The following is a 19,972-nucleotide window of genomic DNA, read 5'->3' on the forward strand; positions in this document are numbered from 1 at the left end:
TAAGAAGGGCATTGTTGCGCAATTCTCAACAGTGAATGTTGTACCTGGCGGTTTTTTACCTGGGTGAAGACATTTAACATTCCGCCGCTATGTCGGGCTGTTGGCGCTGCGCAAATTTGCTTTTGGACAAGGAGTTGAAAATGAGCGTTTCGTTTGTCGCCAAGGCCTCGGTAGTGCTGCTGTTTCTAGGCAGCACGCTTTATGTGCACTTGCGTGGCAAGGCGCGTTTGCCGGTATTGCGCCAGTTCGTCAACCATTCGGCATTGTTCGCTCCCTACAACGCCTTGATGTACCTGTTCTCCAGCGTGCCCTCCAAACCTTATCTGGACCGCAGCAAGTTCCCCGAACTGGATGTGCTGAAGGATAACTGGCAAGTCATTCGCGACGAGGCCATGCATCTGTTCGACGAGGGGTATATCCGTGCGGCTGAAAAGAACAATGACGCCGGCTTCGGCTCGTTCTTCAAGAAAGGCTGGAAGCGCTTCTACCTAAAGTGGTACGACGAACCGCTGCCGTCGGCCGAATTGCTGTGCCCCAGGACCGTCGCGCTGGTCAAGGGGATTCCCAATGTCCGGGGCGCGATGTTTGCCCTGCTGCCGGGCGACAGCCACTTGAATCCCCATCGAGATCCGTTCGCCGGTTCCCTGCGCTATCACCTGGGGCTGTCTACACCCAATTCCGACAACTGCCGAATCTTCGTCGACGGTCAGATCTATGCCTGGCGCGACGGTGAAGACGTGATGTTCGATGAAACCTATGTGCATTGGGTCAAGAACGAAACCCCACAAACCCGCGTGATCCTGTTCTGCGACGTCGAGCGGCCATTAAATGGCCAGATGATGACTCGCCTCAACCGCGCTATCAGCGCCTTCCTGGGCCGCGCCACCGCTCCACAGAACCTTGACGACGAACGTGTCGGTGGCATCAACCGGGCCTACGCCTGGAGCAAGTCATTCAGCGACGGCATCAGCGGTCGGGTCAAGCAATGGAAACGCAAGCACCCCAAGGCGTATCGAGTGATGCGGCCAGTGCTGGCGGTGGCGGTGCTGACGGCGCTCGGTTATTGGTTGTTCGGTTAAGCATTGCGAAACATCGAGCGCTGATCATCATTGGGCTGGTGTTCGTGTTTCGTAAAATTGGCTGACCGGTAGGGGCTCGCTGACTGAACAACCTATCGCGGGCACGCCTTGCTCCCACAGGTTATGTGCAGTCCTTGTGGGAGCAAGGCGCCGCGCCGATGGACTACCGGGCAGACGCGGCAACCGGTTTCGCCGTCCCAGGCTTCAACACCAGCCACAGCGCCACCGCAATCAACACCCCGCCATACAGATGCGCCATCCCCAACGGCTCACCCAGCAGCAACGCCCCCCACAGCACGCCGAACGGCGGGATCAGGAAGGTCACGGTCATGGATTTGACCGGGCCGATGGAACTGAGCAGGCGGAAATAAAGGATGTACGCCAGCGCGGTACACACCAGGCCCAAGCCCAGCAATGACAGCCACACATTCCAACCCCCCCAACTGGCCGGCGGCTGGCTGATGGCGCTGTAACCGAACAGCGGCAGCAGAAATACCGTAGCGCCGAACATGCTGCCCAGGGCCGAGAGACGGCTGTCCAGCCCACCCTGATGATCGAGCCAGCGGCGGGTGAGGAAACCGGCAAAGCCGTAGCACGTGGTGGCCAGCAGGCAGGCGAGGGCGCCCGTCAGCAATTGCAGGTCGAAGGCCACCGGGCCGGCGCCGGTCAGGATGCCGACGCCTAAAAGCCCCAGGAATACGCCGCAGACCTTGGCCGCCGTGAGTTGTTCGCTAAAAAACAGCCCGCCGATCAACACCCCCATCAGCGGTGTCGTGGCATTGAATATCGCCGAGTAACCGGCCGGCAATACCTGGGCGGCCAGCGAGTAAAAAGTCGCCGGGATGCCGGAGTTGATCAAACCCAGCGCCATCACGACTTTCAGCTTGCCGCGAAAATTCCAGTCGACGCGCATCAGCGTCAGAATCACCAGAAGCCCGACGAAGGCGATGGACACGCGAAAAAATGCAGTGGGGATTGTGCCAATGACGGGGGCGATAATGCGCATGAACAGGAAGCTCGCGCCCCAGATGGCGGCCAGTGACAGCATACGCAGGATATCGACGGGCTTCACAAGTGCTTCCTTCTTTTGGTCTTGTCCGCGGTGAAGCCCCCCTGTAGGCGGTGTCTCGTTCGAGCATGGCGCGGACTATCTCGGCATGGGGCTGAGCATAGAGCTACGCCTGGGACGGCTCCACCGAAAAATCGACAGCGATCTTTTTAGTCACAGGTCGGACAGCGACGAGCAGAATTTAGCCTTGAGTCTTAACGACTCACCATTGATTTATCTTTCGCCGGGCTGAGCAGCGACCACACCGGCACTGCCGCACGGATCGGGTCGCAAGTGTCGCCGCCCTTAAAGACCGATGGCAATGGTTGCGTTGCCGCGCGATTGGCCTCTAAGCTCAGTCGCCAATAACAAGCATGACCCGCCGAGGTTTACCCTATGCCGCAACCATGGCCCGCCACCGATATCGCCCGTTCGATCCTCGAAGGTTTCGACGATTATCGTGAGCATTTCCGGCAGATCACCGATGGTGCCCGCGCCCGGTTCGAGCAGGCCCTGTGGCAGGAGGCGCAAGTGGCTTCGGCAGCGCGCATCAATTTGTATGAAGAAAAGGTCTTCGAAACCATCGGCCATTTGCGCGAGGCATTCGACGCTGAGTCGCTGATGGATGTCAGTTGCTGGCCGCTGGTCAAAAGCGCCTACATCAGCCTGATCGACTTGCGCTTTGACGATGAGCTGTCGGAAACCTGGTACAACTCGATCTTCTGTGGGCTGTTCAGCCATGACCTGATCAGCGACGGCTGCATGTTTATCCACACCACCCGGCCCAGCCTGCGCCGGGCCCGCGCAGCCCAGACCCGCACCTACAAACCCCAGGGGCAGCTGGACCGGATGCTGGCGAGCATCTTCGCCGATTACCGTTTCAGTGAGGATTACGCCGACTTGCCGGGCGACCTGCAGCGCCTCGAAGCCCAACTGCGGGAGAACCTGCCGGATTGGGTCTGCAAGGACCCGGAGCTGATCGTGGAGTTGTTTTCTTCGGTGCTCTATCGCAACAAGGGCGCCTACCTGGTGGGCCGGATCTACACCCGTGACGACCAATGGCCGCTGGTGATTCCGCTGCTGCACCGCGAAGGCCGGGGCATCCAGATCGACGCGCTGATCACCGACGAGGCGCAGGTGTCGATCATCTTCTCGTTTACCCGCTCGTACTTCATGGTGGACGTGCCGGTGCCGGCGGAATTCATCGGCTTTCTCAAGCGCATTTTGCCGGGCAAGCACATCGCCGAACTGTACACGTCCATCGGTTTCTACAAGCACGGCAAGTCCGAGTTCTACCGGGCGTTGATCAATCACCTGGCGAACACCGACGACCAGTTCATCATGGCCCCCGGCGTGCGCGGCATGGTCATGAGCGTATTCACGCTGCCGGGTTTCAACACCGTATTCAAGATCATCAAGGACCGTTTCTCACCGTCGAAAAACGTCGACCGCGCCACGGTGATCGAAAAATACCGCCTGGTGAAAAGTGTCGACCGGGTCGGGCGCATGGCCGATACCCAGGAATTCGCCGATTTCCGCTTTCCCCTGAGCAAGTTCGAGCCGGCGTGCCTGGAGGAACTGCTGCAAGTGGCGTCCTCCACGGTGTCGGTGGAAGGCGATACGGTGCTGATCCGCCACTGCTGGACCGAACGGCGCATGACCCCGCTGAACCTCTACCTGGAAAACGCCAACGAAGCCCAGGTGCGCGAGGCGCTGGAAGACTATGGCCTGGCCATCAAACAACTGGCGGCGGCCAATATCTTCCCCGGCGACATGTTGCTCAAGAACTTCGGCGTGACCCGCCACGGCCGCGTGGTGTTCTACGATTACGACGAAATATGCTTCCTGACCGAAGCCAACTTCCGCCACATCCCACAACCTCGCACGCCGGAAGACGAAATGGCCTCCGAGCCTTGGTATTCCATCGGCCCGCTGGATGTGTTCCCCGAAGAGTTTCCACCGTTCCTGTTCGCCGACGCGGGGCAGCGCAAGCTGTTCGACCAGTTGCACGGCGAGTTGTACAACGCCGATTACTGGAAAGGGCTGCAAGAAGTGATTCGGGCGGGCAAGGTGATTGACGTGTTCCCGTATCGGCGCAAAGACCTGGGTAACGAATAGCGGGGCAATGCTTAGTGGGAGCAAAGCTTGCTCGCGATGCGGGCGCCTCGGTTCCCCGGGAGACCGCGTCATCTTCATCGCGGGCAAGCCTTGCTCCCACATGTGCGCAAATCTGCGACAATCGCCCCCTGCACAAACCGACGACCCTTGCGTAACCTGATGACTGACCAATTCCCCGCTATCGACAAACTGCTGAAAAACCTCGATCACGCCATGCTCGCCGACCGTCACCGGTTGCGGCGTCAGTTGCTCGAGCTGCGCAAGAAACCCGACGAGGCCAAGCTGGGCCAGTGGGTGACGCGCATGCAGGCCTCGTGCGATCAGGTGCTGGCGCGCAAGGCCAGCCTACCGGTGATTCGGTACGACGACAATTTGCCGATCGCCGCCAAGCGCGACGAAATCAAGGAGGCGTTGCTCAAGCATCAGGTGCTGATCATTGCCGGTGAAACCGGTTCGGGTAAAACCACACAATTGCCGAAAATCTGCCTGGAAATCGGTCGCGGCCAGCATGGGTTGATCGGCCATACCCAGCCGCGCCGGATCGCCGCTCGCAGCGTGGCCAGCCGTGTGGCCGACGAACTGGCGACGCCGTTGGGGGCGCTGGTGGGTTATCAGGTGCGCTTCGAGGATCAGAGCGACGCCAACACCCTGATCAAACTCATGACCGACGGCATCCTGCTGGCCGAGACCCAGAACGACCGCTACCTCGAGCGCTACGACACGATCATCGTCGACGAAGCCCACGAGCGCAGCCTGAACATCGACTTCCTGCTCGGCTACCTCAAGACCCTGCTGCCGCGTCGCCCGGACCTCAAAGTCATCATCACCTCGGCGACCATCGACCTGGAGCGCTTCTCCAAACACTTCGATGACGCGCCGATCGTGGAAGTCTCGGGCCGCACTTTTCCAGTAGAAACCTGGTATCGCCCGCTGACCCTGGAGCAGGACGAGGAGGGCAACCGGGTCGAGGACGATCTGACCGTCGACCAGGCGATCCTCGCGACCCTCGATGAAATAGCCGCCTTTGAGCGCAGCGAGCGCCGCAGCCCTGGCGATGTGCTGGTGTTCCTGCCGGGCGAGCGGGAGATTCGCGACGCGGCGGAGATGCTGCGCAAGGCCCAGCTCAAGCACACCGAAATTTTGCCGCTGTATGCGCGCCTGTCGCCGGCCGAACAGCAGCGGATCTTCCAGTCCCACCCAGGCCGTCGCGTGGTGCTGGCGACCAACGTCGCCGAAACCTCGCTCACCGTGCCGGGCATCCGCTACGTGATCGACAGCGGCACCGCGCGCATCAGCCGCTACAGCTATCGCGCCAAGGTCCAGCGCCTGCCCATCGAAGCCATTTCCCAGGCCAGCGCCAACCAGCGCAAGGGTCGATGTGGGCGGGTCGAGCCGGGGATTTGCGTGCGCTTGTACAGCGAAGAGGATTTCCTCGGCCGGCCGGAATTCACCGACCCAGAGATCCTGCGCACCAACCTGGCGGCGGTGATTTTGCAGATGTTGCACCTTCGCCTGGGGGAGATCACCGACTTTCCGTTCATCGAACCGCCGGATGGCAAGGCGATCAGCGACGGTTTCAACCTGCTGCAAGAGTTGTCGGCGGTGGACCGCAACAGTCAGCTGACCCCGCTGGGTCGCCAGTTGGCGCGCTTGCCGGTGGACCCGCGCATGGGGCGCATGCTGCTGGAAGCGGCGAAGCTGGGCAGCCTGCAGGAAGTGTTGATTGTCGCCAGCGCCATGTCGATCCAGGACCCGCGCGAGCGGCCGCCAGAACGCCAACAGGCCGCCGACCAGGCCCACGCCCAATGGAAGGATCCGGACTCGGATTTCGCCGGGCTGGTCAACCTGTGGCGCGGGTTCGAAGAGCAGCGCCAGGCCCTGACCGCCAGCCCGCTGCGCAATTGGTGCCGCAAGCATTTCCTCAACTACCTGCGGCTGCGCGAATGGCGCGATTCTCATCGCCAGTTGAGCTTGATCTGCCGAGACATGCAACTGAGCCTCAATAAAGAGCCCGCCGATTTCCCCAAGCTGCACAAAGCGGTGCTCTCGGGCCTGCTGAGCCAGATCGGCCAGAAAACCGAAGATGGCGACTACCTTGGCGCCCGTCAACGACGGTTCTGGGTTCACCCGTCGTCGGGCCTGGGCAAGAAGCGTCCGCAGTGGTTGATGGCCGCCGAACTGGTGGAAACCACCAAGCTGTACGCGCGCATGGTCGCCAAGATCGAACCGGACTGGATCGAACCGCTGGCCGGGCACCTGATCAAGAAAAACCACTTCGAACCCCATTGGGAGAAGAAGCGCGGGCAAGTGGTGGCGTATGAGCAGATCACCCTGTTCGGGCTGATTGTGGTCGGTCGCCGGCCGGTGCATTACGGGCCGGTCGATCCGGTGGTGTCGCGGGAGCTGTTCATCCGCGAGGCACTGGTGCGTGGCGAGATCCAGTCCAAGGCCAAATGCCTGAGCGCCAATACCAAGCTGCTGGAACAACTCGACGAGTTGGAAGCCAAGGCTCGCCGCCGAGACATTCTGGCGGATGAGCAAACCCTGTTCGCGTTCTACGATGCGCGCTTGCCGGCCGAGATCCACCAGACTGCGACGTTCGACAGTTGGTACCGGATCAACAGCCAGAAAGACCCGCAACTGCTGATCATGCGCGAAGAAGATGTGCTGGTCCGCGAGGCCAGTGAAGTCACCGCAGCGTACTATCCTGACACGTTGCGTGTCGGCGACCTGACCTTGCCGTTGAGCTACCACTTCGAGCCCAACCACCCTCGTGACGGTGTGACCTTGCGGGTTCCGGCGCCGTTGTTGCCGATGCTACCGCCGGAGCGCCTGGAATGGCTGGTGCCCGGGATGATCGAGGCTAAGTGCATCGCCCTGGTGCGCAACCTGCCCAAGGCCCTGCGCAAAAACTTCGTGCCGGTGCCGGACTTCGTCAAGGCCGCGCTGCAACGCATCACTTTCGCCGAGGGCTCCTTGCCACAATCGTTGGGCCGCGAACTGCTGCGTATGACCGGGGCGCGGGTCAGCGACGAAGCGTGGGCCGAAGCCGCGCAACAGGTGGAAAGCCATCTGCGCATGAACCTGGAAATCGTCGACGGTCAGGGCAAGTTCCTCGGCGAGGGGCGTGACCTGGCCGAGCTCACTGCGCGGTTTGCCGAAGCCAGCCAGGCCGCCTTGGCCGTGCCGCAGACCGCGAAAAGCCAGGATCCAGTAGAGGCGAAGATTTTCGCGCCGGTGGCTGAGAAAACCCAACAGAAGATCGCCGGGCTGTCGATGACGGTCTACCCGGCGCTGGTGGAAGAGGGCGGTGTGGTCAAGGAAGGGCGTTTCCCGACGCCGGCCGAAGCCGAGTTCCATCATCGCCGCGCTTTGCAGCGGTTGTTGATGCAGCAACTGGCTGAGTCGGCCAAATTCCTGCGCGGCAAGCTGCCGGGGCTGACGGAATTGGGCCTGCTGTACCGCGAACTGGGGCGCATCGACAGCCTGGTGGAAGACATCCTGCTGGCCAGCCTCGACAGTTGTGTGCTGGAAAGTGAGGCGAGCCTGCCCCGCGACGGCGCGGCGCTGGCTTCACTGGCCGAGCGCAAGCGCGGCGCCTGGACCGAACACGCCGAGCGTCTGGCGAAGCTGACCCTGGACATCCTCAAGCTCTGGCACAGCCTGCAAAAACGCTTCAAGGGCAAGATCGATCTGGCCCAGGCCGTGGCCCTGAACGACATCAAGCAGCAACTCGGCCATCTGGTGTACCCGGGCTTCGTGCGCGAAACCCCACATCAATGGCTCAAGGAGCTGCCGCGCTACCTCAAGGCCATCGAACAGCGCTTCGAGAAGCTGGGCAGCCAGGTGCAGAAGGACCGGGTCTGGAGCGGCGAACTGTCGAATCTCTGGGCCCAATACCAGACCCGCGCCAGCAAGCACGTCCAGGAAGGCAAGCGTGATCCGCAACTGGAGCTGTACCGCTGGTGGCTGGAAGAATACCGGGTGTCGCTGTTTGCCCAGCAACTGGGCACCAAGGTGCCGATCTCGGATAAGCGTTTGAGCAAGCAGTGGAGTCTGGTGGAGGCTTGATGCACAAGCCCGTTCCCACAGGGTTTTGTGTTGTAACTCACTGAGAATGGGCCAAACGCCAGCGTTTATGGCAAACTTCGCGCCTATAAATGCCGGCCCCGTGGTTTTGAGCTTCACTGCCTCGGGCGGATCGGAATAAAGCGATGCCAGGTCTGCTTTCCCGGGATGGGAAAAGACCTTTGTGTGTTGGTACGTCGGTGCCAATGCTTTCTGCCTGAACAGATCAGAGACACGACCATGCATAACGTCGTCATCAGCGGCACCGGCCTGTACACCCCGGCCAACAGCATCTCCAACGAAGAGCTGGTGCAGTCTTTCAATGCCTACGTCGCACAGTTCAATGCCGACAACGCCGAGGCCATCGAGCGCGGTGAAGTCGAGGCATTGACCGAATCCAGTGTGGCGTTCATCGAAAAAGCCTCCGGCATCAAGAGCCGCTTTGTCATGGACAAGGACGGCATCCTCGACCCGCAACGCATGACACCGCGCCTACCCGAGCGCTCCAATGAAGAGTGGTCGGTGCTCTGCGAAATGGCCATCGGCGCCGCGAAACAGGCGCTGGAACGCGCTGGCCGGACCGCCGCCGACATCGACGGCGTGATCGTCGCCTGTTCCAACCTGCAGCGCCCGTATCCGGCCGTTGCCATCGAGGTCCAGGAAGCCCTGGGGATCGAAGGCTTCGGTTTCGACATGAACGTGGCCTGTTCTTCGGCGACTTTCGGCATCCAGGCGGCGGCCAACAGCGTGCAGTTGGGCCAGGCCCGGGCGATCCTGATGGTCAACCCCGAAGTGTGCACCGGCCATCTGAACTTCCGCGACCGCGACAGCCACTTCATCTTCGGCGATGCGGCCACTGCCGTGATCATCGAACGGGCTGACCTGGCGACTTCGCCGTATCAGTTCGACGTGGTCAGCACCAAGCTGCTCACCAAGTTCTCCAACAACATCCGCAATAATTTCGGCTTCCTCAACCGCGCTGCGCAAGAGGGTATCGGCGCGCGGGACAAGCTGTTTGTCCAGGAAGGCCGCAAGGTATTCCGCGATGTCTGCCCAATGGTGGCCGAGCTGATCGGTGCTCACCTGGAAGAAAACCAGCTGAACGTCGGCGACGTGAAGCGCTTCTGGTTGCACCAGGCCAACCTGAGCATGAACCATCTGATCGTGCGCAAGCTGCTGGGGCGTGAAGCCACCGAAGCGGAAGCCCCGGTCATCCTCGACAGCTACGCCAACACCAGTTCGGCCGGTTCGGTGATCGCGTTCCACAAATACCAGGACGACTTGCCCAGCGGCTCGGTGGCGGTACTCAGCTCGTTTGGCGCCGGGTATTCGATTGGCAGCGTGATTTTGCGCAAGCACTGATCGAGCCTGGTTCAGCTTGTTGTGGCGAGGGAGCAAGCTCCCTCGCCACAACGGCATCACCCGTCCACCAGGCAATAGGGCGTTGAATGACCGTCAACGACGACGCACAACTGCTCCAACGCCTCTTGGCCGGGGAGCAGCAAGCCTATAAGCAACTGGTCAGCACCTACCAGGGGCCGATGCGCGCGGTGGCCTATGCCATTGTCGGCAGTCGCCATGCCGACGAAGTGGTGCAGGACGCGTGGCTGTCTGTGGTGCGCAATCTCGGTGGTTTCCAGGGGCGCTCCAGTCTCAAGACCTGGCTGCTGACCATCACCGCCAACGCCGCCAAGGGTCGCTACAAGCAGAACCGTCGGGAGGTGCTGCTCGATGATCTCCCGTCACCCCACGGCACGTTGGGCGATGATCGCTTCGCCGCCGATGGCCATTGGCTGCTGGCGCCGTTCGCCTGGCACCAGGACACACCGGAGGCGCTGCTCACCGAAAGCGAGCTGCGCGATTGCCTTGAACACACCCTGCTCAACCTGTCGCAACTGCAAAGTAGCGTGTTGACGCTGCGTGAACGCCAGGGCCTGGAGCTGGAAGACATCTGTAATCTTCTGGGTATCTCGCTCTCCAATGTGCGAGTACTGCTGCATCGCGCCCGGCTGAAGGTTTTCGCGACCGTTGAACATTTCGAGGAGACCGGCGAATGCTGACCTGTAAGGAGCAAGTGGCGCGTTCCAGCGATTATCTTGACGGGCAACTGAGCTTTCGTGAGCGCCTGATGATGCGTCATCACTTGATGTTCTGCCCCAATTGCCGGCGTTTCATCCGCCAGATGCGCCTGATGCAGGCGACCCTGAAAAAACTCCCGGAACCGCCCATTCCCGATCTGGATCACCTCGCCGAGAAACTCACTGCCGAGCGAAAAAACTCAGTCAGTAAACCCCGGTAAGCAGCCTTGGCTGCTCCAGCTGGCCGCTTGTAGCTCCCCCCTTGAAGCTTTTCCTCGGTTATTCTCTTTCGAAGCAAAAAGTTCCGTTGTCATAAAATCTTTATCTGACAGCAACCCCTCTGACACACGCCATCGCCAAGATCCCCTCCCAACACTAGCGGGCCCAGTTCCGCGTGTTTTCTAACGGCATAGACTACCAACAGGGGAATTCTTCGATGATCCGTAAGCACTTCGCAGGTTTTGCTGCTAGCGCGCTGGCGATGGCAGTAACCGCCCAGGCTTTCGCCGGCACCGTCACCACCGACGGCGCCGATATCGTGGTCAAAACCAAGGGCGGCCTGGAGGTCGCTACCACTGACAAAGAGTTCAGCTTCAAGCTCGGCGGTCGTGTGCAGATGGACTACAGCCAGTTCGACGGCATCTACACCGACAATGGTAAAACGGCCGACGCCGCTTACCTCCGCCGTGCCTTCCTGGAACTGTCCGGCGTGCTGTACACGGATTGGGCCTACACCCTCAACTACGATTTTGCTCACAACAGCGGCGACGCCGATAACGGTTACTTCGACGAAGCGTCCCTGGCCTATAACGGCTTCAAGCCGGTGTCGATCAAGGTGGGTCGTTTCGACCCTGAGTTCGGCCTGGAAAAAGCCACCAGCTCCAAGTGGGTCACGGCTCCTGAGCGTAACTCCGTCTACGACATCATGGATTGGGCCAACAGCCACCAAAACGGCCTGGGCCTGCAAGCTTCGAGCACCTTCGCCGATTCGTTCTATGCTTCGGGCGGCGTGTTCAGCAAGGACACCGACGACACCGACGGCGACAGCGTCAAGCAATTCAACGGTCGCTTCGTATTCGCACCGATGCACGACTCTGGCAATGTCCTGCACTTCGGTGTGAACGTGGCTTACCGTGATGTGTCCGACACTGCGTTCGATTCGCGCTACCGCACCCGCCTGGGCATGCGTGGCGTTGAAACCGGCGGCGGCAACGACGCCGGCTCCAACGGCAACCGTCCGGTGATGGGCGGCAGCTCCACTTCACCAGCCGGCTCGTACAAAAGTGACACCGCGTACGGCCTGGAAGCTGCTTTCGCCATGGGGCCAGCCTCGATCCAGGGTGAATACCTCCTCCGCGAAACCAAGGCTGATGACGCCGACTACGAAGACATCAAGGGCTACGGCTACTACATCCAAGGTGCCTACACCCTCACCGGTGAGTCCCGTGGCTATAAAATCGGCAAGTTTGACGCGATCAAACCTCAGAACAAATCCATCGGCGCCTGGGAACTGTTCTATCGCTTCGACAACCTCACCGTCGAAGACGACAACGTCACCAGTTCCACTTCGACCCGTCAGGTGGGCGATGCCGAAGCCAAGGTGCACAACCTGGGCGTGAACTGGTACGCCAACGAAGCGGTGAAAATCTCCGGCACGTACGTCAAGACCACGACCAAAAACGTGACCAACGCGAACGGTGACGACGAGGGTGATGGTTTTGTTGTTCGCGCCCAGTACGTGTTCTAAATCGCGCTGAATTGATACATAGCTTTTCCTTCATCCGTTAAAGCTCCTTTTTAACCCCGCCACCGGCGGGGTTTTTTTATGCCTGCCCGGTCAGGATCGGCGATACTCGCACCATCCACATTCTGGATATCGGGGAACTGCATGCCGCTTCATGTTTTGGACAGCCTGTCCGCCATCGCGCCTCAAGAGTGGGACGCGCTGGTGCCCGCCAATCAACCTTTCCTGCGCCATGCCTTCCTGAGCAGCCTGGAAGACAGCGCCAGCCTGGGCCCGCATTCCGGCTGGCAGCCCGAACATTTGCTGCACATTGAAGAAGGCCGTTTACTGGCGGCATTGCCCAGTTACCGCAAGTGGCACTCCTACGGCGAATACGTGTTCGATCACGGCTGGGCCGACGCCTGTGCCCGGGCCGGGATCGACTATTACCCCAAGCTGCTGACGGCAGTGCCGTTCAGTCCGGTCAGTGGGCCGCGGCTGCTGGCCGCTCGCGTGGAGGACGGCCTGGAGCTGCTCGGCAGCCTGCCGGGTTACCTGGAAATCGAAGCGCTTTCCAGCGCCCACATTAACTTCACAGACACCTTCACCGATGCAGCGCTGGCCGGGCAACCGGGCTGGTTGCAGCGCATCGGCTGCCAGTACCACTGGCAGAATCGCGGTTATCGAGACTTTCAGGATTTTCTCGACGTGCTCAGTTCCCGCAAGCGCAAGCAGATGCGCAAGGAGCGTGAACAAGTGGCGGGGCAGGGCATCGAGTTCCAATGGCTTGAAGGTCATCAACTGGACCAGGCACAGTGGGATTTTGTCTACGCCTGTTACGCCAACACTTACGCCGTGCGTCGACAGACGCCGTACCTGACCCGGACGTTTTTCAGCCTGTTGGCCGAACGCATGCCCGAGGCCATTCGCGTGGTCCTGGCCAAGCAAGGTTCAAGACCGGTGGCGATGGCGTTCAGCCTGGTGGGGGGCGACAGTTTCTATGGCCGTTACTGGGGCTGCCTGGCGGAGTTCGACCGCTTGCACTTCGAGACCTGTTTCTATCAAGGCATGGATTACGCGATTGCCCACCGCTTGCAGCGTTTCGATGCCGGTGCCCAGGGCGAGCATAAATTGATACGCGGTTTCGAGCCGGTGATTACGCGCTCATGGCACTACTTGCGCCATCCGGGCCTGAAAGCGGCGGTTGAAGATTTCCTTGCCCGCGAACATGAGGGTGTGCTGGCTTATGCCGAAGAGGCGAAAACAGCACTGCCTTATCGACAGTGCTGATCCCCGCAGGCGCGACTCAGTGATTGTCCTTGCCCAACCAGCGGTACGCGATACCGCCGATGGCGGCGCCTAGCAGCGGCGCCACCCAGAACAGCCACAGTTGCTCGATGGCCCAGCCACCGACGATCAGCGCCGGACCGGTACTGCGGGCCGGGTTGACGGAGGTGTTGGTGACCGGAATCGAGATCAGGTGAATGAGCGTCAGGGCCAGGCCGATGGCAATCGGTGCCAGCCCGGCCGGAGCACGTTTATCGGTGGCGCCGAGGATGATCAGGATGAACATCGCCGTCATGACCAACTCGGTCACAAAACCGGCCGCCATTGAATACCGACCGGGCGAATGTTCACCGTAACCGTTCGATGCCAGGCCGGAAGCGGCCAGGTCGAAGCCTTCCTTGCCGCTGGCGATGAAGTAGATCAACGCGGCGGCCAGCACACCGCCAATGACCTGGGCGATGATGTAGGCCGGTAACTCTTTGGCCGGAAACCGCCCGCCCACGTACAAGCCCACCGAGACGGCCGGGTTCAGGTGGCAACCCGAGATATGGCCGATAGCGAACGCCATGGTCAACACCGTCAGGCCGAACGCCAGGGCAACCCCCAGCACACCAATCCCGGAAGCGGCCAATACAGCGCTGCCGCAGCCGCCCAACACCAGCCAGAACGTGCCCAACAATTCAGTCGCTGAACGTTTGATTAGAGACATAGGCATCCTTAATAAAAACCAGTCGTGGTAAGTCGGTTTATGCATCCTGCAGATTTACGACAGGTTCATCTCCAGAACCTGGGCTGAGTACAGCGTAGTGTCGTGACAAATCCAGCGGCCACGAAAAACCGCCAGAGTCGTGAGACTGTGGCGGTTCTGGGCGGACGTCGACGGGGGAGTATGCCGCTGTGGGGCGAGCTCAATGGCGCCTGGACAGATTTTTTCAGAAAGGCCGTGGGGCTGCACTGACCCTGCTGTTCAAACCCGGACCCCTGTGGCGAGGGAGCAAGCTCCCTCGCCACAGGTTCAGCGGTGTCAGGTAGAGATCAGTCGATCCCCACAAACCCACCCGTCTGATGCTGCCACAGGCGCGCATACAGCCCGCCATGGGCCAGCAGTTCGGAGTGGCTGCCGGTCTCGGCGATGCGGCCGTTTTCCAGCACCACCAGCCGGTCCATCCGGGCAATGGTCGAGAGACGGTGGGCGATGGCGATCACAGTCTTGCCTTGCATCAGGGTCTCAAGGCTTTCCTGGATGGCCGCCTCGACTTCCGAGTCCAGCGCTGACGTCGCTTCGTCCATGATCAGGATCGGCGCATCCTTGAGCAGCACCCGCGCGATAGCAACGCGCTGGCGCTGGCCGCCGGACAGTTTCACGCCACGCTCACCCACATGGGCATCGAAACCGCTGCGGCCTTCGGAGTCGGAGAGCAGTGGGATGAACTCATCGGCCCGGGCCTTGTGCACGGCTTCCCAAAGCTGCGCATCGGTGGCGTCGGGCTTGCCGTAAAGCAGGTTGTCGCGAATCGAACGATGCAGCAGCGATGTGTCCTGGGTGATCATGCCGATTCGCTCGCGCAGGCTTTCCTGGCTCACTTGGGCAATGTCCTGGCCGTCGATGAGAATGCGCCCACCTTGCACGTCATAGAGGCGCAGCAGCAGGTTGACCAGGGTGGATTTGCCCGCGCCGGAAGGGCCGATCAGGCCGATTTTTTCCCCAGGCTTGATGGTCAGGTTCAGGTCGCCGATCACACCGCTTTTCTTGCCATAGTGGAAATCCACATGCTCGAAGCGCACTTCACCACGGGCCACTGCCAGAGGCTTGGCCTGGTCGCGGTCGGTCACGCTGACCGGTTGGGCGATGGTTTGCAGGCCGTCCTGGACCATGCCAATGTTTTCGAAAATGCCGTTGACCACCCACATGATCCAGCCGGACATGTTGACGATACGAATTACCAGCCCGGTCGCCAGGGCAATCGCGCCAACGCTGATCATCGACTGGGTCCACAGCCACAGTGCCAGCGCGGTGGTACCGACGATCAGCAGCCCGTTCATGCTGGTGATGACCACGTCCATGCTGGTCACCACGCGGCCGGCCAGTTGGGCTTTTTCGGTCTGTTCCTGGATCGCTTCGCGAGCGTATTGCTGTTCGAACTGGGTGTGGGCAAACAGCTTCAGGGTGGTGATGTTGGTGTAGCCGTCGACGATCCGCCCCATGAGTTTGGAGCGGGCATCGGACGACACCACCGAGCGTTCCTTGACCCGTGGCACGAAATAATAGAGCGCGCCGATGTAGGCGGCGATCCAGATCAGCAGCGGGATCATTAGGTGCCAGTCGGCTTCGGCGAATAGCACCAGCGAGCTGATGGCGTAGATCAGTACGTGCCACAACGCGTCCACGGCTTGCACCGCCGAGTCGCGCAGGGAGTTGCCGGTTTGCATGATGCGCTGGGCAATGCGCCCGGCGAAGTCGTTCTGGAAGAAATTCAGGCTCTGCTTGAGCACGTAACTGTGGTTCTGCCAACGGATCAGGCTGGTCATGCCGGGGCTCAGGGTCTGATGCACCAGCAGGTCATGCAGGGCCACGAATATGGGCCGCAGGATCAGCGCCACCATCGCCATCCACGCCAACTCCACGCCGTGGACCTTGAAGAAATCCACATTTGGCGTGCCCTGGGTCAGGTCGATGATGCGGCTCAGGTAACTGAACAGCGCCACCTCGATCAGCGCGCCGATCAGGCCCACCACCAGCAGGGCGGCGAAGCTTGGCCAGACCTGTTTCAGGTAATAAGTGTAGAAGGGCAGGACGCGGTTCGGGGGTGCCGAGGTGGGGGCGTCGCGGAAGATATCGATCAGTGTTTCGAAGCGGCGATAAACCATCTGTAAATGCCCCTGGCAGGGGCTCTCCTTTTTGCTATGAGCGGCGCGGGATCACCGGCGCCGCTCAGGCTTGCCGTGTGCCTCTTCAGTCGATGCGCTTGGCCGACTTGATGAGCACAGGGTCGATCGGCACGTTTTGCATGCCTTGTTTGGTGGTGGTCTGGGAGTTGACGATGATGTCCACCACGTCCATGCCCTTGACCACTTTGGCGAAGACCGCGTAACCGGCGTCACGACCCGGGTCGAGGAACGCATTGTCGGCCACGTTGATGAAGAACTGGCTGGTGGCCGAGTCCGGATTGGACGTGCGTGCCATCGACAAGGTGCCGCGAACGTTGCGCAGGCCGTTGCTGGCTTCGTTCTTGATCGGTGCCTTGGTTTCTTTCTGTTGCATTTGCTGGGTAAAGCCGCCGCCCTGGGCCATGAAGCCTGGGATCACGCGATGGAAAATCGTGTTGTTGTAGAAGCCGCTGTCCACGTATTCAAGAAAATTCTTGGTACTGATGGGGGCCTTGACCGGGTCCAGTTCGATTTCGATCTGGCCGTTGGTGGTGTCCAGCAGGACGTGTGGCGCTTTGGTCGGCTGCGCGGCCATCAGGTTGGCGGCAAACAGGACGGAGCCGGCGACGAGGGCGATTTTTTTCAGCATGGGTTCAGTGATCCTGAGTGGTGGAGTCGGTTGCGGTCAAAAATTGGAGCAGGGTTTGATTGAAGCGTTCGGGTTGATCCAGCGGGGTAGCGTGCCGTGAATCGGCGATGACTACCAGCCGTGCATCAGGCAGCAGTTTTACATAGGCTTCTTTCAGCGCCACCGGGGTGTAGTCATGGTCGGCGCAAATGACGAGGGTAGGACAGGCGACCTGTGACAGTCGTTCCTGAACGCCCCACCCCACGACGGCATCGAAACTGGCGAGATAAGCATGTTTGTCGTTTTTTGCCCAGCGCCGGGCCATTTCCCGTCGTAACTCGCTATGTTCAGGCTTGGGGAACAACTTGGCGCCCAAGGCTTTGCCAACGCTTTCCAGGCTGAGGATGCGCATCAGACTCCAACGCTTGAACCATTGCCAAACATCGTCGGGGCGGCGGATTTTGACTTCGGGTGCGCTGTTGACGATGCACAGGCTCTTGACCAGCCCGGGTTCATCCACCGCCAGTTGAAAGGCGATCATACCGCCCATGGACCAACCGACCAGATGCACCGGGCCCAGGTTCAGGTATTCGATCAGGGCGATCAAATCGGCGCTGAAGCCTTCGATGCTGTAGCGCCCGCGGGGCTTGTCGGAGCGGCCGTGGCCCCGTACGTCCACGACGATCAGGTGGTAGTGGGCAGACAACACCGGGATCTGTTCTTCCCAATCCTGCGTGCTGGAACCCAGCCCGTGGACCAGCAGCAAGGGCGCGCCATGGCCGTACTCCTCGTAGTGCAGGTTGCAACCTTCGTGTTCGAAATAGGCCATCTGCTAAGTCCTTGTCAGGCTTGTTCTGGGGCGGCGAACGGCGCGTCCAGCGGCGCGGTGTCGAAGGTGCGCAGCAGTTCGATAAGGATTTGCGTGGCCGGGCCCAGGGGTTTTTCCTTGTTCGAATACAAATAGAAGCTCGGGTTGCGGCTTCCACCCTTATCCAAGGGTAGACGTTTAAGCGTGCCTTCTCTCAGCTCCCGATCGATCATGTGCCGTGGCAGCCAGGCAAAGCCCAGGCCGTTGCCGACGAAGGTCGCGGCGGTAGCCAGGCTGCCGACGGTCCAGCGCTGCTCGGCGCCGAGCCAGCCAACGTCCCGGGGTTGCTGGCGACCGGAGTCACGGATGACCACTTGCAGCTGGCTTTCCAGGTCCTGGAAATTCAGTTCGCGATTGAGCCGATGCAAGGCGTGTTCGGGGTGGGCCACCGCGATGAATTCCACGTCGCTCAATTCCGTGCCCAGGTAACCGGGAATGCTGAAGCCGCTGATGGCCAGGTCCGCCACGCCTTCGAGCAGCACTTCTTCGACACCCGACAGCACTTCTTCGCGCAGCCGCACCCGACAGCCGCGGCTTTGCGGCATGAACGCCGTCAGGGCCCGCACGAGGCGGGCGGTGGGGTAGGCCGCGTCGACCACCAGGCGCACCTCCGCTTCCCAGCCTTGCTCCATGTGATGAGCCAGGTCTTCCAGTTGGCTGGCCTGTTTCACCAATTGCCGGGAGCGACGCAGCAACACGCCGCCGGCTTCGGTCAGCACGGCCTTGCGCCCGTCGATGCGCAGCAACGGCACGCCGAGCTGATCCTGCATGCGGGCCACGGTATAACTCACCGACGACTGGGAGCGATGCAGCACGTCGGCGGCCTGGGCGAAACCGCCGTGGTCCACCACGGCCTGCAAGGTTCGCCATTGATCAAGGGTCACGCGGGGCGCTTTCATATTGAGCTCCTCTTGTCCTAAGCTGGCAGCCCCTTGGTGGAGATTGCCGAATGAAGAAAATCTGTTGTGCGGTGCTGGCCCTGCTGCCGCTGACTGCGTTTGCGTACCCGATCGATGTGGAAAAACACCTTAACGGCCTGAGCATCGACTACACCGCCTATGACACAGACACCGACATCGGCTCCATCCAGGTCAATAACTACGGCACCACCGATGCGGCCTGTACTGTGGTGTTTCGCAGCGGCCCCGAAGCGCCTCGTACCCGCAAGATTGAAGTCGCCGCCGGCAAGTTCAAGAACGTCACGGCCAAGTTCAATCGCAACGTCATCAAGCTGCGCGTCGAGCTGACCTGTAAGCCGAAATAGTCCAAGGGCGGAGCAGTAAAATAACGCTTGCTCCGCTTATAAACGAAATTATCGATGCTTTACAGCAATTATTTGCGCTTTTTCATCGATATGGCCCTGTTTAATCTTCACTCCATCGACTGACAACATTTTCCGATGGAGGCTACATCCCATGTCCCGCGTTCTGATCATCGAAAGCAGTGCCCGCCAGCAAGACTCGGTTTCCCGCCAACTGACCCAAACCTTCATCAGCCAGTGGAAAACCTCGCACCCGGCCGATGAAATCAGCGTTCGCGATCTGGCGATCAACCCGGTGCCGCATCTGGACGTCAATCTGCTGGGTGGCTGGATGAAACCCGTCGAGCAGCGCAACGACATCGAAAACGCCTCGCTGGAGCGTTCCAACCAGTTGACCGATGAATTGCTGGCCGCTGACGTGTTGGTGATGGCTGCGCCGATGTACAACTTCGCCATCCCCAGCACCTTGAAAGCCTGGCTCGATCACGTGCTGCGCGCTGGTGTGACCTTCAAGTACACCCCCACTGGCCCTCAAGGCCTGCTGACGGGCAAGCGTGCCTTCGTGCTGACCGCTCGCGGTGGCATCCATGCCGGTGGCAGTACCGATCATCAGGAACCCTACCTGCGTCAGGTCATGGGCTTCATCGGTATCCACGACGTGACCTTCATCCATGCCGAAGGCATGAACCTGGGCGGCGACTTCCAGGAGAAGGGGTTGAATCAGGCCAACGCCAAACTGTCCCAGGTCGCCTGATCCGTTAATCCTCGGGTAATCGCCAGGTGGTCTAGTGACTTGGCGCTACCCTTCAAACCGTTTTGCGCATCGAACCTCCCTTGGCACTTGTTGCTCCTGAGTGCAGTAGCCCGATTGAACGCTTTAGCGAGATCGGGCTTTTTTTTGCCTGGGATTTAATCACGACACTGGAGGACCTTGTGGGAGCGAGCA

General features: G+C 60.5%; 16 protein-coding genes. 10 read left to right on the top strand and 6 right to left on the bottom strand.

What is annotated here, in order from left to right; translation table 11 throughout:
• Positions 1–140: 140 nt before the first annotated feature.
• Complete coding sequence (locus tag ACA047_RS08365) at positions 141–1,079, top strand: aspartyl/asparaginyl beta-hydroxylase domain-containing protein (protein ID WP_497358333.1); 939 nt, start codon at positions 141–143, stop codon at positions 1,077–1,079.
• Positions 1,080–1,242: 163 nt separating this feature from the next.
• Here ACA047_RS08365 and ACA047_RS08370 read toward each other — a convergent pair whose 3' ends face one another.
• Positions 1,243–2,151 (bottom strand): DMT family transporter, encoded by a 909-nt coding sequence (locus tag ACA047_RS08370; RefSeq protein WP_497358335.1) that lies wholly within the window; start codon positions 2,149–2,151, stop codon positions 1,243–1,245.
• Between the two features lie 372 nt (positions 2,152–2,523).
• Here ACA047_RS08370 and aceK point away from each other — a divergent pair, with 372 nt between their 5' ends.
• The 7 genes from aceK (at position 2,524) to ACA047_RS08405 (ending at position 13,404) form a co-directional block, all read left to right on the top strand.
• A complete protein-coding gene (aceK, locus tag ACA047_RS08375; RefSeq protein ID WP_497358337.1) occupies positions 2,524–4,245 on the top strand; it encodes a bifunctional isocitrate dehydrogenase kinase/phosphatase in 1,722 nt (573 codons plus the stop codon).
• A 159-nt stretch (positions 4,246–4,404) separates the two neighbouring features.
• Positions 4,405–8,316, top strand: coding sequence for an ATP-dependent RNA helicase HrpA (gene hrpA / locus ACA047_RS08380; RefSeq protein ID WP_497358339.1), 3,912 nt, complete (start codon positions 4,405–4,407; stop codon positions 8,314–8,316).
• Positions 8,317–8,553: 237 nt separating this feature from the next.
• Positions 8,554–9,675 (top strand): beta-ketoacyl-ACP synthase III, encoded by a 1,122-nt coding sequence (locus ACA047_RS08385; RefSeq protein WP_497358341.1) that lies wholly within the window; start codon positions 8,554–8,556, stop codon positions 9,673–9,675.
• 86 nt (positions 9,676–9,761) lie between these two features.
• Positions 9,762–10,373 (top strand): RNA polymerase sigma factor, encoded by a 612-nt coding sequence (locus ACA047_RS08390; protein ID WP_497358343.1) that lies wholly within the window; start codon positions 9,762–9,764, stop codon positions 10,371–10,373.
• Positions 10,367–10,612, top strand: coding sequence for an anti-sigma factor family protein (locus tag ACA047_RS08395; RefSeq protein WP_497358345.1), 246 nt, complete (start codon positions 10,367–10,369; stop codon positions 10,610–10,612). The genes ACA047_RS08390 and ACA047_RS08395 overlap by 7 nt, the downstream gene beginning before the upstream one ends.
• A 215-nt stretch (positions 10,613–10,827) precedes the next feature.
• Positions 10,828–12,138 carry an OprO/OprP family phosphate-selective porin gene (locus ACA047_RS08400; RefSeq protein ID WP_497358347.1) on the top strand — a complete coding sequence of 437 codons (1,311 nt, stop codon included), beginning with the start codon at positions 10,828–10,830 and terminating at the stop codon, positions 12,136–12,138.
• Positions 12,139–12,279: 141 nt separating this feature from the next.
• Positions 12,280–13,404 carry a GNAT family N-acetyltransferase gene (locus tag ACA047_RS08405; RefSeq protein ID WP_497358349.1) on the top strand — a complete coding sequence of 375 codons (1,125 nt, stop codon included), beginning with the start codon at positions 12,280–12,282 and terminating at the stop codon, positions 13,402–13,404.
• Positions 13,405–13,420: 16 nt separating this feature from the next.
• Here the strand turns inward: ACA047_RS08405 and aqpZ are convergent, their stop codons facing one another.
• The 5 genes from aqpZ to ACA047_RS08430 all read right to left on the bottom strand — a co-directional run bounded on the left by aqpZ (position 13,421) and on the right by ACA047_RS08430 (position 18,664).
• Positions 13,421–14,110 (bottom strand): aquaporin Z, encoded by a 690-nt coding sequence (gene aqpZ, locus ACA047_RS08410; RefSeq protein ID WP_497358351.1) that lies wholly within the window; start codon positions 14,108–14,110, stop codon positions 13,421–13,423.
• 326 nt (positions 14,111–14,436) lie between these two features.
• Positions 14,437–16,269: an ABC transporter ATP-binding protein gene (locus ACA047_RS08415; protein WP_497358353.1), complete on the bottom strand. Its 1,833-nt coding sequence runs from the start codon at positions 16,267–16,269 to the stop codon at positions 14,437–14,439.
• 85 nt (positions 16,270–16,354) lie between these two features.
• Positions 16,355–16,918: a peptidylprolyl isomerase gene (locus ACA047_RS08420; protein ID WP_497358355.1), complete on the bottom strand. Its 564-nt coding sequence runs from the start codon at positions 16,916–16,918 to the stop codon at positions 16,355–16,357.
• Between the two features lie 4 nt (positions 16,919–16,922).
• Complete coding sequence (locus tag ACA047_RS08425; protein ID WP_497358357.1) at positions 16,923–17,726, bottom strand: alpha/beta fold hydrolase; 804 nt, start codon at positions 17,724–17,726, stop codon at positions 16,923–16,925.
• A 14-nt stretch (positions 17,727–17,740) separates the two neighbouring features.
• On the bottom strand, positions 17,741–18,664 hold the full coding sequence (locus ACA047_RS08430) for a PA3225 family LysR-type transcriptional regulator (protein ID WP_497358359.1): 924 nt from the start codon (positions 18,662–18,664) through the stop codon (positions 17,741–17,743).
• Between the two features lie 50 nt (positions 18,665–18,714).
• Here ACA047_RS08430 and ACA047_RS08435 point away from each other — a divergent pair, with 50 nt between their 5' ends.
• A complete protein-coding gene (locus ACA047_RS08435) occupies positions 18,715–19,029 on the top strand; it encodes a 3-phosphoglycerate kinase (protein WP_497358361.1) in 315 nt (104 codons plus the stop codon).
• Positions 19,030–19,180: 151 nt separating this feature from the next.
• Complete coding sequence (locus ACA047_RS08440; protein ID WP_497358363.1) at positions 19,181–19,780, top strand: FMN-dependent NADH-azoreductase; 600 nt, start codon at positions 19,181–19,183, stop codon at positions 19,778–19,780.
• Positions 19,781–19,972 lie beyond the last annotated feature (192 nt).

The organism is Pseudomonas sp. LBUM1664, assembly GCF_059695895.1.

Bases quoted from the DNA above. Each gene is read 5' to 3' on its own strand.
- ACA047_RS08430 (WP_497358359.1), bottom strand. From the start codon at position 18,664: ATGAAAGCGCCCCGCGTGACCCTTGATCAATGGCGAACCTTGCAGGCC.
- ACA047_RS08420 (WP_497358355.1), bottom strand. From the start codon at position 16,918: ATGCTGAAAAAAATCGCCCTCGTCGCCGGCTCCGTCCTGTTTGCCGCC.
- ACA047_RS08405 (WP_497358349.1), top strand. From the start codon at position 12,280: ATGCCGCTTCATGTTTTGGACAGCCTGTCCGCCATCGCGCCTCAAGAG.
- ACA047_RS08385 (WP_497358341.1), top strand. From the start codon at position 8,554: ATGCATAACGTCGTCATCAGCGGCACCGGCCTGTACACCCCGGCCAAC.
- ACA047_RS08435 (WP_497358361.1), top strand. From the start codon at position 18,715: ATGAAGAAAATCTGTTGTGCGGTGCTGGCCCTGCTGCCGCTGACTGCG.
- ACA047_RS08365 (WP_497358333.1), top strand. From the start codon at position 141: ATGAGCGTTTCGTTTGTCGCCAAGGCCTCGGTAGTGCTGCTGTTTCTA.
- ACA047_RS08425 (WP_497358357.1), bottom strand. From the start codon at position 17,726: ATGGCCTATTTCGAACACGAAGGTTGCAACCTGCACTACGAGGAGTAC.
- hrpA (WP_497358339.1), top strand. From the start codon at position 4,405: ATGACTGACCAATTCCCCGCTATCGACAAACTGCTGAAAAACCTCGAT.
- ACA047_RS08415 (WP_497358353.1), bottom strand. From the start codon at position 16,269: ATGGTTTATCGCCGCTTCGAAACACTGATCGATATCTTCCGCGACGCC.
- aqpZ (WP_497358351.1), bottom strand. From the start codon at position 14,110: ATGTCTCTAATCAAACGTTCAGCGACTGAATTGTTGGGCACGTTCTGG.
- aceK (WP_497358337.1), top strand. From the start codon at position 2,524: ATGCCGCAACCATGGCCCGCCACCGATATCGCCCGTTCGATCCTCGAA.
- ACA047_RS08395 (WP_497358345.1), top strand. From the start codon at position 10,367: ATGCTGACCTGTAAGGAGCAAGTGGCGCGTTCCAGCGATTATCTTGAC.
- ACA047_RS08400 (WP_497358347.1), top strand. From the start codon at position 10,828: ATGATCCGTAAGCACTTCGCAGGTTTTGCTGCTAGCGCGCTGGCGATG.
- ACA047_RS08390 (WP_497358343.1), top strand. From the start codon at position 9,762: ATGACCGTCAACGACGACGCACAACTGCTCCAACGCCTCTTGGCCGGG.
- ACA047_RS08440 (WP_497358363.1), top strand. From the start codon at position 19,181: ATGTCCCGCGTTCTGATCATCGAAAGCAGTGCCCGCCAGCAAGACTCG.